Genomic DNA, 17063 nt, shown 5'->3' with positions numbered 1-17063 from the left:
CTCGATGGAATCGTATGGATCAACCTCAAAAGCCGAGGCAGAAGCGATCGGATCGTCGCGCCCAGGCTCACCAATTCTGACGGTCTCCTCAGGCGATGTCGCCCCTCTCGCCTGGTGTTCCCGCGATGAGGACCGCTGTGCCGGTCCGCTTCACGCGCCGACCGGCGACGACCAGAGCCACCTGAGCGGCCACAATCGCGACGACGAACGCGACGAAATCCGCCACCAGCACCCACGCCTCAGTCCCTTCCCGAGCATCAAGGGAGACCGTCAGGAACAAGTGCAGCGAAACAGCGAACAGGAACGCGAGCAAGATGTAGCCGAGCAGCGAGTCGGTCAGCTTCAAGGGACGAAAGGGATCGTCGTTCGGGTAAAGGTGAAGCGAATTGTGGCCGATGGCCAGCCGTACCCGCACATACACGAGCAAGCCGATGAGACAGGTGAGCAACAAGAGCGCTGTGAATAATGCGGGCCCGAAGGCCCCCGCCAGCTCGAGCGGAATGTCAACGGTTGCGTCCTCGGCGATCTGGCCGAAGGAGGAGAGAACCTCGAAGGTCGAGAACATCATCAAACCGACGAATGAGACGGTGCCGATGAGATCTTGATTGCAACCCTTGAGTGTCGCGTGGACGTGGGCCTCCCACTGTTCGCGGTTGACCTCCTCAAAGGAATCTTCGGCGATCCGGGCACGGGCGTAGGAGACCGCCTGACGGTGGAACCGACCGTCGATCAGCAGCCAGGCGCCCAGCGTGGTCAATCCCACGGCTGCCGCAGCCACCGGAGGAGCATTCAAGGCCAGAGCGAGCACCGCAGCCGAAAACCCAGCAATCACATCGGCCAGCAAGAATTGCAAATACGAGACACCGAAGAAATTTCGACGGCCGGCGGCCTCCGGGTCGGTCGGGCCTGCAAAGCCGCGCCCTTGCATCAAGCGGGCGTAGAGCATTCCGTTGAGCGTCAACCCGCCGTGCAGGCGACCCATCCGGAGCGAAAGCACCAGCGACGGCACCAGCACCAAAACGGCATAGAAGGCGAACAGGTGGTCCTGCACCCGGCCAAGGCTCGCAGGGAGTCCTCCTTGCAAGGCGTTTTGCAGGAAGATCCCGAGCGCGGCAAAGACCGAACCGAGAAACGTATAAAGCTCCCGTCGGCGGTCGATGATGCCGTGGATTTCTCGGGAGACGGTTTCGAAATCGGTCATCATCCTCTCCTCACCCGTCCCTCGAACCACCCGGTCTGGGAGCTGTTGCTTCTGGTTGTCTTCGCCGATCGAGCAGGGACGCCAGGGGGCACGAATCCAGGGTCGAACCCGTACCACACCCAGGCTCGACCCATCGGCGATGACTATTCTGAGACTCGGGGATCGGGCGGCAAGACGAGATCCTCGTCGGTCACGTCAACCGGGGCTCCGGTTGCGGGGACCTCAAGACCGGCGGTCCAGAGGATGCCGTTGACGACCGATCGGCGGAAGGCGGGGATGCGGAAGCAGTCGTGGAAGTGTCCGCAGACGTAGCCGAACGATCGGCCGCCGTCGGGACGCTCGTAGACCCAGCCGACGGGGTAATCGGTGCCGTTCACCTCGGTCATGACGACAGGCTTGGCATCATCGAGGTATCTGAGCTTGATGTAATATTCATCGGTCATGGGCGTTTCGTCCCAGCCGCGGGCAATCGGGTGGTCGGGGGCGACGGGGCGGATCGAGGACTCAACCACCGGAATCTCGGAAAACGAGGGGTTGAACCAGCCCCCCATGATCTCCATCCAGCGCGGGCCGTTCTCCATGTTCGCGGCGGTCGACCAGTGCAAGGCGACCAGACCGACGCCGTCCTTGAGCAGTTGATCGGCCTGCTCGCGGTGAGCGGGGTTCAGGAAGATGTCGCCGGCGTTGGCGGTGTAAAAGACAATGGTTTTCACACCGTCGAAGGCGTCGGCATCGGTCGGCCAGCCGTCAGAGACGGTCGCCTCCACACCGGGGGTCTGCTCCAGGCACTTGGCCAGCAACGAACACTCTGCCATATATTCATGCGTCTTCGGTGGGTGGTCGCGGTCCTTGCCAATTAGAAGGATGTTCGTCGTCTCGTCCTGCGCGGCGGCGGTTGAGGCAAACGCGGCGGCCAGGGTCAGGGCTATCCAGGCGCGTCGGGTCATCGGTCGTTTCTCCGTGGCGGTCGATCGGGGTGGCGGAGTGTTTGAGAGGCTGAGGATCGGGTCCACGCAAGGCGAGCCGGGCCAGCCTCGCTCCCTCGATTCGGATTGTGCCCCGTCTCCGGAGCCGACGCAATGCGCTTCGCGGCAATCTCTGCTCGATCGGCGCTCAATTTGCCCCAGCGACGGCGGCGAGCCCTCGGCGGCGAGCCAGGCGTCGGGTGAGCCAGACTTCGAGGCAAAGCCCGGCCAGGGCGGCCAGGATCAGCCCTCGCCAGAGCGGCCTTGACGGTCGGTTCGGGGTGTTCGACACCAGCGGTCTCGACCGATCATCGTCGGCGAAGTTGAGGGGCCAGCCCTCGGCGATTGTCGCTCGATCGGCGGTTGAGAGGGGCAATCGGGTCGCCTCGGCTTGATCGGCGGTAACCAGGCGGTAGAGGCGGCGGTCGTCGGGCAGATCGAAGCGATAAAGGCCGGGTTCGTCGGTGACGGGAAGGCGAGCGAAGACGCCGTCGCCGGTTCGGTCGATCAGGGCCTCAGCGTCGCGGCCAGAGGGGGTCCGCACGGCGATCGTGGTGCGCCCTTCGGCCAAGGGCGAGTCGATCGGAACAACCAACGGAGCGCCGGGGCGAGTGGGAGAGGCGTCGGGGGCAGGATCGGCCAGTCGGAACATCAGCTCATGAACAAACGGGACAAAATCCGGGTTGGCCGGCAAGGTTCCTCCGTCGGCGTCGAGCGAGCCGGCAAGAATCGCGGCGCGGCCCGAGCCAATCGAACGCTCAACGAGCCACGGATCACCCGAATCGAGCCGGGCCAGGACCTCGGCGGGAGGGTCCGTCTCCACCAGTTCCAGCGCGAAGGCCGCGAACAGGGCGGCTGATCCCAGGGCAGACGGCGCGCCGTCTCGGGCGATCGCGCCGAACACGGGAGCGGCGAAGCTCGTCGGCAAGGGTCGAGCAATCGCCGATCGCGCGGTCCATTGCCCGAGAAGCGACCCGATCCGAGCCGGAAGCCAGCCGTTTCCATTGCCGAAGGCCATTCGGTTCCAGAACTCCGCGTCGGTTCGATCGCCGGGAACCACCAGCACGCCCCCCCCCTGCTCGACCCAGGACGCCACGGCCGCCAACCCTTCCGGTTCAAGTGCGTCAACGTTCGCAAGGACGAGCACCCGTTGACCTTCAAGAGCCTCAGCGTTCAGGTCTTCAGGACGAAGGACGGTGGCGCGAAACTGCGGAGCCTCGTCTCCCAGGGGCATGAGGGCGACCCGGAGAAAATCGGTCGAGCCGGTCATGGGCCGAAGGCCGGGCTTCCCCTCCACAAGCGTCACGGGAAGCGCCTCGGCCACCTCGACCACCACGGCCGAGGCGTCATTGAGGGGCAACGGGTCCTCGGTTCCTCCGGCGGCCAGTCGAACGCCGATTGCGTGCGAGCCGATCGTGCTCAAGACCGTTCGGAACTCGACCACCACCGACCCTCCCGCCGCCAATGGACCAACCGCCCGCGTCGATCCCGGAACCGCGGCCCCATCAACCACCAGCTCGGCCGATCGCTCCAGGGGGCCCGGCCCAAGATTCCGCACAGTCGCGCTCACCCGGATCGTTCCGCCCGGCGCGATCAGACGACGCGAGGCGGCCGCGTCCATCACCTCACCGTCCGCGGCGTCGGGATCGACCGGCACCTCAATAGATTCGACCGTGATCGAGGGGGGATTCGGCAGGCGATTGTGCAGGGCTCGGAGAAGCTGCCAGCGCCCCGGCTCGTCGAGTTGCCAGGGGTTACGGTCGCCGTCGGTAAGGATCACAACCTCCGACGTCGGGTGGCGGCCCGATTGTTCGAGAATGCGAAACGCCTCACCAAGCGCGGCCGGCAGATCGGCCGAGCCGCCGGGGGAAGGCAAGGCATCGAGCGCGGCCTCGATGCGCGAGCGATCGACGCTTGGCGGGTCGAGTACCGCCCTGGCCCGATCGCCGGCGCGAACAACCGCCACCGCGTCGCTCGGGCCGAGCTGATCGACGAGCAAATCGGCCCAAGCCTTCGCCTCGGCCAGGGGAGACGAGCCGCCGCCTTGCCGGGCCATACCGCTCGACGCATCGACAACAATGACTACATCCTTCGGCGCCTCGCCGCCGATCGTCGGCCCGAGGCCGCTCGACCAGATCGGCCGGGCCGCGGCCAGCGCAACCAGGGCCAGAATGAGCATTCGGGTGGCGAGCAAGAGCCACTCGGCCAGACGCATTCTCGTTCGAGATCGGGGGCTGAGGTCGAGGAATTGCATCGCCCCCCAGTCGATCGTCGGCACCCGTCGACGGTTCCACAAATGAATGAGAACCGGGATCGCCACGCCGAGCATTCCCAGCAGCATCGCGGCGTTGGCAAAGCTCACGCGGAAGCCCTCGCGTGGAGGGCTTCGGGCGAGACGGCGGGAGGTCGTGCGAAGACGTCGGGGAGCATGGGGAAGGACCGGCTTCGGCTGTCGGGATCCGTCGAATCTGCTACGATGATCTTCAATATCCTAAGGGGGAAACTCCCCCCCTCGCAAGCAACGGCGACCACCACATCCCGTCCGACCCTCGACGGCCCAAAGGAAGGCGCGATCTTGGCCACCTTCGCTCACCTCCGAACTGCCCTGATCTTCCCTTGGGGGGGGATCGTCCTGGCGGCGATGCTCACTCTCGAACTGCCGATTCCCTCCGCTTCCGCCCAGGAGGAAATCGTGGCCCCCATCCTCGGCCAGGAGGCTGAGTCGCCCCCCAGCACCCCCGAGGAGACCGAGGGGACCGTGGCCGAGGCCGAGGGGCCGATCGCCATTGAGCAGGTGGTGACCGACGATCAGATCGAGGAAAAGCTCCGGGGGCTCTTGCCGCGGTATCCGGGGGTCAGAAGCGTCGAGGTCAGCGTCGATCAAGGGGTCGTCACGCTCACCGGGCATGTGGAAGACGCCTCGGTTCAAGACCGCGTCCGCGATTTTGTCCGGCGGGTCGAGGGGGTAACGCTCGTCCTCAATCAGACGAAAACCGATGCACAGGTGCTCACGGCTGGTCAACTGCTGGCCAAGCGGCTGAACCGGTTCGGGAATCTGGTGGCTCAAACCTGGCTAGCGTTCCTGGCCGCCCTTGTCGTGCTGATCGGGTCGGTTCTGGTGGCAAAACTGTTCTCGGGGTCATCAGATCGCTTGCTGGCACCGTTGTTTGAGAGTGTGCTGCTGCGATCGGTCATTGGCTCGGTCCTGGCCCTCGGCATTGTTCTGATCGGGTTTTACGCGGCGCTCGAGGTGATGGGGGTCGCTCGGGCGGTTCTCTCGGTCGTCGGCCTGGCGGGAGCCGTGGCCCTGGCCCTGAGCTTTGCGTTTCGTGATTTCGCCGAGAACTTCATTGCCTCGCTCTTGCTCGGCGTGCGGCAACCGTTTCGTGTGGGAGATTTTGTCGAGGTGGCGGGGCATGCGGGAGTCGTCCGGGCGCTCACGACCCGAGCCACCATCCTCGTGACCTTCGAGGGGCATCAGGTCCGCATCCCCAACGCAACGGTCTTCAAAAACGTGATCATCAACCGAACCGCCTCCAATGCCGTGCGACAGAGCTTCGACGTTGTGATCGGCTACGATGCCTCGGCGGTCGAGGCTCAGCGGGCGATCGCCTCCAGCCTGATCGAGCACGGCGGCATTCTTGACGATCCGCGCCCGAGGACCCTCGTCGAGGCCCTCGAACCCAACGGGGTTCGCCTTCGGTCGACCTTCTGGTTACCCGTCCGGGGGGTCGACGGCGACAAGCTCCTGAGTGATGCCCGCTTGAAGGCCAAGGTCGCCTTGCAACAGGCCGGCATCACGCCGACGCCGACCTCCGTCAGCCTCAGCCTCTCCGATCGGATTGACGTCACCTTGACCTCGGCCGAAGGCCAGCCCGTCGTGGAGCCCCTGCCCCACCCCCGAGCCGCCACCGTTTCGCCCGATCGCGCCCGGTCGAATCTGGAACTCGACACCGCAGTCGCCCAATCCTCGAACGTCTCGAACGATTCCCAGGCCGACCCGATCGACCAGGCGTTGCACGTCGCTCAGGATGTCGTCGGCGACGAGCAAGACAACATCCTCACCCACGACCTCCGCCCGCAGAAATCGGTCGACGAGGCCCACCCCCCGAAGCAAAAACCTCAGGCCGACCGAGCGTCCTGAGGCGTTCGCTCGCCAAAAGGCGGCGGGATCGACTCGGGCCAACGCCGCAACGAACCATGATCTGCCGGATCTCTTGATGCAACGAGGTTGTCGATGGCTGGCTGTCTCCTCTTGATCGTGCTGGTCTGCTCCGAGCAGGATTCGCCGGACCTGGCCGCTCGGATCGTCGCCGCGGCCGAGGCCAAGGTGGGGGAGCGCGTCGGCGATGGAACCTGCTCCGGCCTGGTCTCCGAGGCGCTTCAGGAGGCCGGCGCGAAGCTCGGCTCCAGCGATTGGGACCAGCCGTGGGGGCGAACCGTCCAGCCGTCGGAACAGCTTCAGGAGGGCGACGTGCTGGTCTTCCGGGATGCGGTCTTCGTGCACCAGGAACGGGTCCGAAGCGGAGCCGTGCGCACCACGACGGCCAAAATGGAACGTCATGTGGCGATCGTCTCGGCCGTGCAACGACGCTCCGGAACCCTCCGCATCGCCCTCCTGCATCAAAATGCCGGCCGAACCCGAGCGAGCGACGATCGCCGCCAGGTCGTCCAGCGCTGGGTGATCGACCCGAGTGAGCTGACCGAGGGGACCGTCACCGCCTACCGTCCGGTCCCCATCGACGCCGGGCCATCATCGACCGATCGTCCGTGACGCACGGCCGCGGAGATTCGCGTGGGTCGGGTTGGCTGGGGTCGTCGTCGAGGACCGGACGATCGCATCGCTCATCGTGGGTATGACTCAAGCTGACCGGGAGGACAGCCGATGAAATCCGTCAGAATCGGCAAGCCCGGCCGAATTCGCATCTCCTGAGGAGAGGCCGAGACGCGAAGTCGTGCGTCCCCCACGGATCTCCCCCCTAACCTAATGTGGAGGAGCCCGGCGATGGCACCAGCTCCCCGGTGGAGCAGAACCGAGCGTCGGCCCGCGGGCTTCCGGATGATTCCGCCGGCCCGCCTCTCGCTCGTCGCCGCCCTGCTCGTGATCCTCGCGAGGCCGTCGCTGGCCCAGGAGTTCGCGCCCAGGATCGAACCCTCCTGGCCCGAATCGCTGTTCCGCTTCTTCGACCTCGGCCCGGAGCCCGGCGAGGGGGGCGATCCCGAGTCGATCGAGGAGGAGAACCTTGATTTCATCGAAACCGACCGCAACTCCCTGACGGGGGCTCCCCTGGTCACCGGTCGGGGCGTCGGCATCATGGAGCTGGCGTACTCCTATTTGAATTTCCCCAATGAAGGGGTCAAGCATAGCTTCCCCGAGTCACTCTTCCGCTTCGGGATCACCCGTCGGATCGAGCTGCGCGTCGGCTGGAACTACGAAACCGGCGGTCCCGAGGAGTTCGAGGAGGGGAACATCGCCGCGCGCTTCGGGGTGAACGCCGAGTCCCAGATTTACTACGGTACCAAGATCCAATTGACGGCGCAGGAGGGCCTACGGCCGAGGAGCGCCCTCTTGCTCCAGGGCCATACGCCGACCGGGGGACCGACGACGGCGACCCAGATCCGCGCCGGCCTGATCTCCGGGTGGGAGCTTCCCAACGACTGGACCTTCGACTGGGCGGTCCGCTTCGCCCCCGACGGCGAGGATGGGGACGGCTACGAGATGTGGATCCCCTCGGCCGTAATCAAGTTCCCCTTCGCCGAGAATCGCTTCTTCACTCACCTCGAATTCTTCGGCCTCTACTCGGCCAACAAGGAGCAGAACATCTCGAGCAACTTCCTCGACACGGGGCTCCATTACCTGATCACGCCGGACCTGGAAATCGGCACCATCATCGGCATGCAATTGCAGGAAAACCCCGGCTACTTCGTCAACGTCGGGCTCGGCTTCCGCTTCTGATCAGGGCGCCCCCGGATCGCCTGGGGCGAGCGTCGCGTCGTTCGGCTCGGGGAGCGATGAGACGCCGGCGTGCCGATCAAGACGAGGTGGATCACGCTGGCGGGGGCACCGGAACCGTCGAGGGCGAGGGCGTGACCTGGGTGGCGATCCGGATGACCCAGATCAGGAACGCAATGGCCAGAATATTGAGCACGGTGCTCAGGATCGCCGAGGCGATCGAGAGGGTCGGGTCGGGAGCGGGGGGCTGACGGCTCCAGGCTGAGGGGAGCGTCGGGTCGGGGGCCTCGGGCACTCCGGTTGCGGTGGCCAGGGCTTGCACCTGGTCGGGTTCGAGCGGCAAGCCGGTCACGGTCAGCGCGGCGGCCGGCCCGCTGTTGGCGGTCAAGGCGACGGCCCGGCGGCTGGGTCCGGCCAGCAAGACCTGCACGCCCAGCGTTTCGACCGGCTCGGGCTGTCCCTCGTAACTTCCGGCCGCGATCCGAGCCGGGCGCAAAAACGGCGCCCGCAAGGCCCGCGACGGCGAAAGCCAGTTGGCGAGCGATTGCAGCTCCAGCTCCTCTCCGGCTCCCTCGGGCAGTTCCAGGTCGCCGACCGGCAGCACGAGGATCGCCACGTCGAGCTGACCGTTGCGCACCGCGTCGAGCAAGGTGGCCGGATCGCCCGAAGCGTCGGGCTCCTGGCCGTCGTCGAGCAGACTTTGCGCCACCAGGGCCGCGCCGCTGCCGATCGGAGGAACCCCGACGCGCCCCGAGAGGGGATCGGCCGGGGCGTCCCCTTGCTCCGATCGCCGCCGGACGACGTGGACGAGGCGCGTTCCGACCACGGCGGCGGCCTCGATCCGCGTTTCCCGATCGGGCGGGGCATCCTCACCGTTGGCATCATCGGGCAAAGTGAAGAAGCGCTCGGCCCCCAGCAAGGCCAGCCGGGCCTGACCGCGGGCCACGGCGTCGACCGGTTCCTCGACCCGATCCTCGCCCACCGAGCGATCAGGGAAGGTCTCTCGGATGGCGACCATCGCGCGGGCCTGAAGCTCGTAGAACTCGTCCCGATCGGCCAGCGCCAGCGTCAATCGGGGCCGCGCCGGAATTTGCCCGAACCGCGACGAATCGGCGATCAGTTGCTGTTCGAGCAGGAACTCTCGGGCGACACTGGCCGGTCGGCGCCCTTTGATCTCGACCTCGGCGTTCAGGCGTCGCATGGTCGCCTCGTCGAGCAGGCCCGACAGGCGGCCGAGGGCCTCCTTGATCTCCGGCCGGCGCTCAATCGTCTCGTGACGGGCGACGAACGCGGCCTCGTACGACGGGAAGAAATTCCGAGAATCGTCGAGCATCCGAAGGCCGAGCGATCGAATCACGCCATCGGTCGAGAACCCGATCGCCACATCGACCTGCCGGGTTTCCAGCGCCCGCATCCGATCGAGCACGTTGTCGAGCACCAGGGGAGGCGCGGCCAGTTGAAACCCATAAGCCTCGCTCAGCGCGCCGAGACCGTCCCCCGGCCGGCGAAGATACTCCGGAGGGCACGTCACGCGCACACCTTCCGGAAACCGGGAGCGGTCGGCCAGATCGTCGATGCTCCGCAATCCCATCGCGGCGGCTCGGACCGAGGGCACCAGCAGGGCGTAACCGTTGTCGAACCCGAGCGGATCGAGCCAGTCAATGCCGATCGGCGCGTATTGCTTGCGAGCCTGGGCGATCGTCGAGTCTCCCGAGACGTTCAGCTCTCCCAGAAAGTTCAGGGCTGTACCGGAGTAATCGACCATCAGGTCGACCGTTCCCTCGCGGAGAAAGGCCTGCGCCTGGTAGCTGTCGGGCACAGCCTGCACCTGAGAGACGGGTACCTCTGCCTCTCGAAGCAGTTCGGCGGCCATCTCGGCCAGAATCGCCTGCTCGGCGAAATCCTTGCAAAGGATCGTCACCGAGTCGTCAGAATTGCCGCAACCGGCGCTGATCGCGGCCGCAACCGCCAGGAGGCTTCCAAAGGGCGTTCGGCGCCATCGCATCAGCTCACCTCCTTCGTCGGTCGCGGGGCCACGGCGGGTGCCATCAAAGAGTTCGAGCGCATCATCCGCACCAGAGCGGCGGCCTGAAGCAGCAGGATCAGGGTCAGGGGAAGGGCGAAGCTGATCGCCCCGGCCCGGACGACCTCGATGTTCCGGGTCATCACCAGTGCCGCCCCGAGCGCCGCCAGCGTGATCCCCCAGGCAAACTTCCGGAACCGAGGAGGGTCCATCGCCCCCTGGCTACTGAGCATCCCCAGCACATACGTTGCGCTGTCCACACTAGTCACAATGAAGATAAAGAGCAGGAGCAAGGCGACCGCCGTCAGGAATCCCGAAACCGGCAGGCGGTCGAGCAGGGCAAACAGGGCGGTCGTCACGTCTTCCTTGACAATCGACCCGATGCCGCCGGCCCCTTGCAGCTCCTCGAACATCCCCATGCCGCCGAAGACCGAGAACCAGATGAGCGAAAAGGCCGTCGGCGCGAGCAAGACCCCGGCGACGAACTCCTGGATCGTCCGCCCTTTGCTGATCCTCGCAATGAAGATTCCCACGAACGGCGCCCAGGCGATCCACCAGATGAAGTACGTCAACGTCCACGAGCCGACCCAGGCGCTCAGGTTCTGGTGCGGATAGAGCCGGAAGGAGATGGCGGGCAAGGCCGACAGATAATCCCCCATGCCGGTGAACATGATCCGCAAGAGAAACGGCGTCGGCCCGGCCAGCAAGACGAAGATCATCAGGAGAATCGCCAGCAACATGTTCGTGTTACTGAGAATCTTGATTCCCTTGTCGAGCGAGGTCGCCGCCGAGGTCATGAAGGCCGCGAACAGCAAGCCAAGCAGGAGCATGGCGAACCAGAGGGCCTCGGCCGGCGTCCCCAGCACAAGGTTCAGCCCTGTTTGAAGCTGAAAGACCCCCATCGCCAGCGATCCGGCCACCCCGAGCGCAACGGCCAGCACCGCGAACAGATCGGCCAGCGTGGCGACCGGCTCGACCCATCGCCCTTGAAAGGCCGCCCGGATCGGTGCCCCGGCCAGAAAGTTCGTCCCGAGCCGGTAGTGGAAATAGGCCAGCACCAAGGCCCCGACACTGTAAACGGCCCAGGCGTGGAACCCCCAGTGCAGCATCGTCAGGATTATCGCCTGCCGCGCCGACTCGGCCGAATACGCCTCGCCGATCGGGGGCGAGGCGAAGTGCGTCATCGGCTCAGCCACCCCCCAGAACAACAAGCCGACCCCCATCCCGGCCGCGAACAGCATGGCCAGCCACGACCCGGTCGAGAATTCCGGTGTGTCGTCCGGCCCTCCCAGCTTGATCGACCCATAACGCCCCAGGGCCAGCCAGGCGGCCAAAATCAGGAACCCCGTCACCGACCCCATGAAAAACCAGTCGACACTCTCAAAAAAGGTCTGGGTCACGTCAGACACTGTGCCCGCAAACGTCTCGGGCCAGATGATGCCGATCAACGACACGGCAATACAGAGCGGCAAGGCCAAATGAAAGAGCCCCAACCGGTTCAGCGTCTCTCGCAATCGATCGTTCATCGAACCTCACTCGATTGATGCATCACAACAGATCATCACACCTCATCAGATCCGTCGAACAGACCTTCGAGATCGCGGCAGATCCGCCCGGCGAAACCCCTGGAGACTTCGCCCCGGAGGACCGACCCTAACACGATGCGAGCGTCGATCAACCCTCGACCCTGGTACTCCCAGCGCTCGAACCCGAGGGCCTTCCCCCTTCCCATCACCCCAATACCGGAGTCAAAGGTCACCGTTTTCCTGCCGAGGACTCGGCACCAAATAGCTGTTTTTTCGATCGGCCCGGAATTTGCACTCTTGATCCCCGCCTCCCCGATCGATTACATTCATGGTGCCGAATTCCCGCCGATGTTGTGGCGTTGTGCGTGCCACGGCACGATCATTCCTCCTGGGAGTTGCAGGCATCTCCTTCCTTGTCGACCTCGTTCGTCTCCTTCCGCCTTGGTTCTTTTCGATTGGGTTGGTCCCCACGCCGTTGTTTCGATGGGGGTTGCCGACCGAGTTCGTTCCCGCCGTTCCGCTTGGTGTGTGTCGCCCCGCGATCGACACCGAAGCCTCCTGCTCCGGAGGGTGAGTTCCGATGAAGATGCTGTTTGAGACCCGACCGCGCCGCCGGTCCCTCGCGCTTGGGATGCTGGTGATGGTTGGACTGCTGGGATTGCCGATGGGAGCAGCCACCGCGGCCCAGGACAAGGATGACCCGATCCAGGCCCTCGGCCTGAAGGTCTATCAGCAGTCGTGCGCCGAGTGCCACGGCGAGAACGGCGAAGGCTCTCAGCTGGACTACCCTCACCCCTTGCACGGCGATAAGACGCTCGAAGGTCTGACGACCTACATCGACGAGAAGATGCCCCCCGGCTTCGAGGACGAGGTGACGGGAGAGGATGCCGAGGCCGTCGCCCGCTACGTTTACGACGCCTTCTACTCCGAGATCGCCCAGGCCCGCAACGCCCCGGCCCGGATCGAGCTGGCCCGCCTGACCGTCGATCAGTACCGCAATACGGTCTCCGACCTGATCGCCAGCTTTCGAGGCCGAGGCCAGTGGCCCGACGAGCGCGGCCTGCAAGGCGAGTATTACAGCGACCGCGGGTTCCGCCGTGATCGCAAGCAGATTGAGCGGATCGACCCCGAGCTGAACTTCGACTTCGGCATCGGCGTGCCCGACGGCGACACCGAGAAGTTCGACAAGCGCAACCAGTTCTCCGCCCGCTGGCAAGGGTCGCTCATGCCTCCGGAGTCGGGCACGTATGAGTTCGTCGTCTGGACCGAGCACGCCGTCCGGCTCTTTGTCAACGACGAGCGGACCCCGTTGATCGACGGCTGGGTGCAGTCGGGCGACGACCGCGAGCGCCGGGCGTCGATCCCCCTACTCGCCGGCCGACCGTACCGGATTCGCCTGGAGTTCTCGAAAGCGTATCAGGGAGTTCGCAAGGACGACGACGAGCCGGAGATTCCGGCCACGATCCGCCTGTCGTGGGTTCCTCCTCGACGGGCCGAGGAAGTCATCCCGAGCCGGTATCTCTCGCCCCAGTGGGCCCCTCAGGTCTTTGTCGTCACCACCCCGTTTCCGCCCGACGACCGCAGCGTCGGCTACGAGCGCGGCACGACCATTTCCGCCGCCTGGTCCCAGGCCTCGACCGACGCGGCCATCGAAACGGCCGCCTACGTCGTTGAGCATCTCAACGATCTGGCCAAGGTGAAGGACGACGACCCGGAACGCGAAATCAAACTGCGCGACTTCGCCGCGAGCTTCGTCGAACGCGCCTTCCGCCGCCCGCTCGACCCCGAACAGCGCGACCTGTACGTCGATCGCCAGTTCGACACCTCGCCGAACACCGAAACGGCCATCAAGCGCGTCGTTCTGCTGGCGCTGAAGTCCCCCCGGTTCCTCTACCACGAGATCGACCCGGAGCTTGACCCCTACGCCGTCGCCTCCCGCATCTCCTATGCCCTCTGGGATAGCCTCCCCGACGACGCCTTGATGAAGGCCGCCGCCGAGGGCCGCCTCGAAACCCGAGACCAGGTCGCCGAGCAGGCCCGACGCATGCTCGACGACCCCCGGGCCCGCGCCAAGGTCCTCGACTTCTTCCGCAAGTGGCTGAAGATCGACGACATTCCCGACCTGGCCAAGGACCCGGAGCTGTTCGCCGAATTCACCCCCGAGGTCATCTCCGACCTGCGGACCTCGCTCGAACTGTTCCTCGAAGACGTGATCTGGAACAGCGACGCGGCCGACTTCCGCCGCCTCTTGCTCGACGAGCCGCTGATGCTCAACGGCCGTCTCGCCGCCTTCTACGGCGCCGATCTGCCCGAGGACTCCCCCTTCGCTCCCGTCGCCGAAGGGATCGGCCAGCGGGCCGGCCTGCTCTCGCATCCCTACCTGATGGCCAACTTCGCCTACACCAGCGAGTCGTCGCCGATCTTCCGCGGGGTCTTCCTCGCGCGGAACGTCCTGGGGGTCCGGCTCCGGCCGCCTCAGGAGGCGTTCGCCCCCCTCGCCCCCGACCTGCACCCCGACCTGACGACCCGCGAACGGACGGCCTTGCAAACCAGCCCCGAATCTTGCATGTCGTGCCACGCGTTGATCAACCCGCTCGGCTTCGCGCTGGAGCATTACGACGCCGTCGGCCGATTCCGGGAACAAGACAACGGCAAGCCGATCGATGCCACCGGCCTCTACCAGACCCGCACCGGCGACACTGCCACCTTCGAGGGGGTCCGCGAGCTGGCCGCATTCCTCGCCGCCAGTGACGAGGTGGCCGATGCCTTCGTCGAACGCCTCTTTCAGCACCAGATCAAGCAGCCGATCCGCGCCTTCGGTCCCGAGACGCTCCCGGATCTCCGAGACGCCTTCGTGACGCACGACTACAACATCCAAACCTTGCTCGTCGACATCGTCGCCGAGTCGGCCCTGACCCCCCGCCAGAGCGCCGAACTGGCCTCGACAGGTGAATGATTCCGGCCTGAGGAGGCATTCAGGAACAACCTCCGCGTTTCGAGTGAGGTTTTCGGGTGGCCCCGGTTGCTCGCCAACCGGGGTCGTGCAGCGACACGAGGCCCGACCGAGACGCTCGGCTGACCCTCAGTCCTCTTGCGGCTCCGCCGCCCCGGTTGCACAGCAACCGCGGCCACCCGAAACCCTCGGATGTTCTTCCTGAATGACCCCTTCATGCCGGGCCGCTCGATTGGAGTTTTGTTTAACCGTCCTCTTGACCTGCTTGCCCCGGTCCGTTCCAATAGAAGGGTTCGGCCGGGGCGACGATTGACCCAGCGTTCCGGGGCGACCGACGAGCCCCGAAACCGTCTTCCCGAACCACGATCACCGAGCCCGGCGACCGGCGTTTGGTTCCCCTGCCGCCCCGCCCGGCGAATCCGAAGAGAGGGAGCGTGCCAACATGGCCCGGACCACCACCCGACGCGACTTTGTCCGCAAGCTTGGCATCGGCGGCGCCGCCTTGCCGTTCATCCTGAACCTGCCGAGCCTCGGCTTCGCGAACCAGGGGGGGCGGAAGCAACGCCTGGTCGTCGTCTTCAGCCCCAACGGCGTCGTCCAGAAGAACTTCTGGGCCGACGAGCCAGGGCCGCTGACCTCCTTCAAGCCGAGCCTCGAACCGCTCGAACCGTTCCGCGATCGCACCCTCCTGCTCAAGGGGGTTTGCAACAAGATCAAGGGAGACGGCGACGGCCACATGCGCGGCATCGGCTGCCTCTTGACCGGGGCCGAGCTGTTCCCGGGCAACATCCAGGGCGGTTCCGACACCCCCGCCGGCTGGGCCAGCGGAGTGTCGATCGACCAGGAGATCGCTAACTTCCTGCAGGCGAACGAGGCCACCCGCACCCGCTTCGGCTCGCTTGAGTTCGGCGTGATGGTCCCCGAGCGGGCCGACACCTGGACCCGCATGTCCTACGCCGGGCCGAACAAGCCCCTCACCCCGATCGACGACCCCTACCAGATGTTCAACAAGCTCTACGGTCGCCTGAAGGACCAGGAGAGCCTCAAGAGCATCCTCGACGACCTGCAAGACGACCTGAAGAAGGTCCGCTCGCACGTCAGCGCGGAAGACCGCCGCCTGCTCGACGAGCACGCCGAGTTCGTCCGCGCCATGGAGCTTCAACTCTCCACCAGCAAGCCCATCGAGGACGTCGGCCACGCCGTCCCCGAGCTCGACCCCGGCCTCGACGAGGCCGAGAACGACCAGATGCCCGAGATCTCGAAGGCCCAGATCGACCTTTTGGTCAACAGCTTCGCCGCCGACTTCAACCGCGTGGCCACCTTGCAGTACACCAACTCGGTCGGCCAGGCCAAGATGCGCTGGGTCGGCGTCGAGGAGGGTCACCACGAGCTCTCCCACGAGCCGAACAGCAACGACGAGGCCCAGGACAAGCTCACCAAGATCAACCACTGGTTCGCCGAGCAGATCGCCTACCTCGCCAAGCGCCTCGACGAGACCCCCGAGCCCGGCGGCGAGGGGACCATGCTCGACAACACCACCATCGTCTGGACCAACGAGCTTGGCGCCGGCAACTCCCACACCCGCAACGACATCCCCTTCGTCCTCGTCGGCGGCGGCCTCAACTACCGCATGGGCCGCGCCGTCCACTACGACCGCGTCAACCACAACCGCCTGCTCATGTCCTTCGCCCACGCCTTCGGCCACCACATCGACCGCTTCGGCAACCCCGACTACTGCGGCGAAGGCACCCTGCCGGATCTGACCTGAGCATGAGTTGCCCTTAAGTTCATCAAGGGCTTCCACCTCCTTCCTCCTACCGGCCGCCGTGTTCCCCCCGGAACCCGGCGGCCGGTTTGCGTTGAAGGCGTCTCCCGGGGTTTTTGCTTGCAACATGGCAGCAATGCTGGCAGGATAAATTCACTCTATCGTCTTGCACAAACGAACAGTTTCGTAGGATTCGCTGTGCGGATCTTCGACTGGGTGCCGCATCCGCTGGTCCGCACAAAGGAACCCACGGGGCTCTAGGTGAGGCGAGCATCGCAGAAAGCGGAGCAGTCGTTGAAAGACATAGACGAAGTTATAGCGCAGATCAAAAAGATATATCGCCCCTATCGTCATGAGGCGGCTGATGTTCCGCTACGTCAACTGGCGGAACTCTACTACCTGAATGCGGGCGATTACCTTGAGTCTGCGCAAATACTCCATCAATGCGAGACGGCACACCACCGCACAATAATGCCTTGGTACCAACTCATGGGGCAAGCACTTGAGTTATCGATGAAAGCCTGTCTAGCTGCCGCGGGAATAAACCCACCTCGCACTCATGACTTGATCACGCTTTGTAAGCAGATAGAAGAGGCGGGTTTTCGATTGAAGACAGAGCATGCTTACGCCAACTTAATTCACTTAAACCATGGATATTACGATGACTTCGCTACGGG

General features: G+C 65.1%; 11 protein-coding genes. 6 read left to right on the top strand and 5 right to left on the bottom strand.

From position 1 onward, the window contains the following. Positions 1-88 precede the first annotated feature (88 nt). From GA615_RS25325 to GA615_RS25315, 3 genes are all read right to left on the bottom strand, one after another. Positions 89-1204 (bottom strand): hypothetical protein, encoded by a 1116-nt coding sequence (locus tag GA615_RS25325; protein WP_152054141.1) that lies wholly within the window; start codon positions 1202-1204, stop codon positions 89-91. A gap of 140 nt (positions 1205-1344) precedes the next feature. Next, positions 1345-2148, bottom strand: a complete 804-nt coding sequence (locus GA615_RS25320) for a ThuA domain-containing protein (protein WP_152054140.1) — start codon at positions 2146-2148, stop codon at positions 1345-1347. Positions 2149-2314: 166 nt separating this feature from the next. Beyond that, positions 2315-4528: a BatA domain-containing protein gene (locus GA615_RS25315; protein WP_152054139.1), complete on the bottom strand. Its 2214-nt coding sequence runs from the start codon at positions 4526-4528 to the stop codon at positions 2315-2317. Positions 4529-4741: 213 nt separating this feature from the next. Here GA615_RS25315 and GA615_RS25310 point away from each other — a divergent pair, with 213 nt between their 5' ends. From GA615_RS25310 to GA615_RS25300, 3 genes are all read left to right on the top strand, one after another. After that, the gene (locus tag GA615_RS25310; protein WP_152054138.1) at positions 4742-6310 is read left to right on the top strand and encodes a mechanosensitive ion channel family protein; all 1569 of its coding nucleotides are present in this window, start codon (positions 4742-4744) and stop codon (positions 6308-6310) included. A gap of 93 nt (positions 6311-6403) precedes the next feature. Then, entirely contained in the window at positions 6404-6940 is a 537-nt protein-coding gene (locus GA615_RS25305; protein WP_152054137.1) for a hypothetical protein, read from the top strand. Positions 6941-7171: 231 nt separating this feature from the next. Then, positions 7172-8122 (top strand): transporter, encoded by a 951-nt coding sequence (locus tag GA615_RS25300; protein ID WP_161602561.1) that lies wholly within the window; start codon positions 7172-7174, stop codon positions 8120-8122. A gap of 91 nt (positions 8123-8213) precedes the next feature. Here the strand turns inward: GA615_RS25300 and GA615_RS25295 are convergent, their stop codons facing one another. Together GA615_RS25295 and GA615_RS25290 are read right to left on the bottom strand one after the other, a co-directional pair. Beyond that, entirely contained in the window at positions 8214-10124 is a 1911-nt protein-coding gene (locus GA615_RS25295; protein WP_152054135.1) for a glycine betaine ABC transporter substrate-binding protein, read from the bottom strand. Next, the gene (locus GA615_RS25290) at positions 10124-11668 is read right to left on the bottom strand and encodes a BCCT family transporter (protein ID WP_152054134.1); all 1545 of its coding nucleotides are present in this window, start codon (positions 11666-11668) and stop codon (positions 10124-10126) included. The genes GA615_RS25295 and GA615_RS25290 overlap by 1 nt, the downstream gene beginning before the upstream one ends. Before the next feature lie 580 nt (positions 11669-12248). Between GA615_RS25290 and GA615_RS25285 the strand changes: the two genes are divergently transcribed. From GA615_RS25285 to GA615_RS25275, 3 genes are all read left to right on the top strand, one after another. Further along, on the top strand, positions 12249-14624 hold the full coding sequence (locus tag GA615_RS25285; RefSeq protein WP_152054133.1) for a DUF1592 domain-containing protein: 2376 nt from the start codon (positions 12249-12251) through the stop codon (positions 14622-14624). A 439-nt stretch (positions 14625-15063) separates the two neighbouring features. Beyond that, on the top strand, positions 15064-16389 hold the full coding sequence (locus GA615_RS25280) for a DUF1552 domain-containing protein (RefSeq protein WP_152054132.1): 1326 nt from the start codon (positions 15064-15066) through the stop codon (positions 16387-16389). 291 nt (positions 16390-16680) lie between these two features. Further along, a partial coding sequence (locus GA615_RS25275; protein ID WP_161602560.1) for a HEPN domain-containing protein occupies positions 16681-17063 on the top strand: 383 nt, incomplete at its 3' end.

Source organism: Tautonia marina, from assembly GCF_009177065.1.
Lineage (GTDB): Bacteria > Planctomycetota > Planctomycetia > Isosphaerales > Isosphaeraceae > Tautonia > Tautonia marina.
The sequence above is the reverse complement of the archived record's forward strand: the minus strand, read 5'-3'. Positions and strand labels throughout refer to the sequence as shown.

What these genes read in the sequence shown, in the direction of transcription:
- GA615_RS25325 (WP_152054141.1), bottom strand. Translation starts at nt 1,204, where the DNA reads ATGATGACCGATTTCGAAACCGTCTCCCGAGAAATCCACGGCATCATC.
- GA615_RS25320 (WP_152054140.1), bottom strand. Translation starts at nt 2,148, where the DNA reads ATGACCCGACGCGCCTGGATAGCCCTGACCCTGGCCGCCGCGTTTGCC.
- GA615_RS25305 (WP_152054137.1), top strand. Translation starts at nt 6,404, where the DNA reads ATGGCTGGCTGTCTCCTCTTGATCGTGCTGGTCTGCTCCGAGCAGGAT.
- GA615_RS25300 (WP_161602561.1), top strand. Translation starts at nt 7,172, where the DNA reads ATGGCACCAGCTCCCCGGTGGAGCAGAACCGAGCGTCGGCCCGCGGGC.
- GA615_RS25295 (WP_152054135.1), bottom strand. Translation starts at nt 10,124, where the DNA reads ATGCGATGGCGCCGAACGCCCTTTGGAAGCCTCCTGGCGGTTGCGGCC.
- GA615_RS25290 (WP_152054134.1), bottom strand. Translation starts at nt 11,668, where the DNA reads ATGAACGATCGATTGCGAGAGACGCTGAACCGGTTGGGGCTCTTTCAT.
- GA615_RS25285 (WP_152054133.1), top strand. Translation starts at nt 12,249, where the DNA reads ATGAAGATGCTGTTTGAGACCCGACCGCGCCGCCGGTCCCTCGCGCTT.
- GA615_RS25280 (WP_152054132.1), top strand. Translation starts at nt 15,064, where the DNA reads ATGGCCCGGACCACCACCCGACGCGACTTTGTCCGCAAGCTTGGCATC.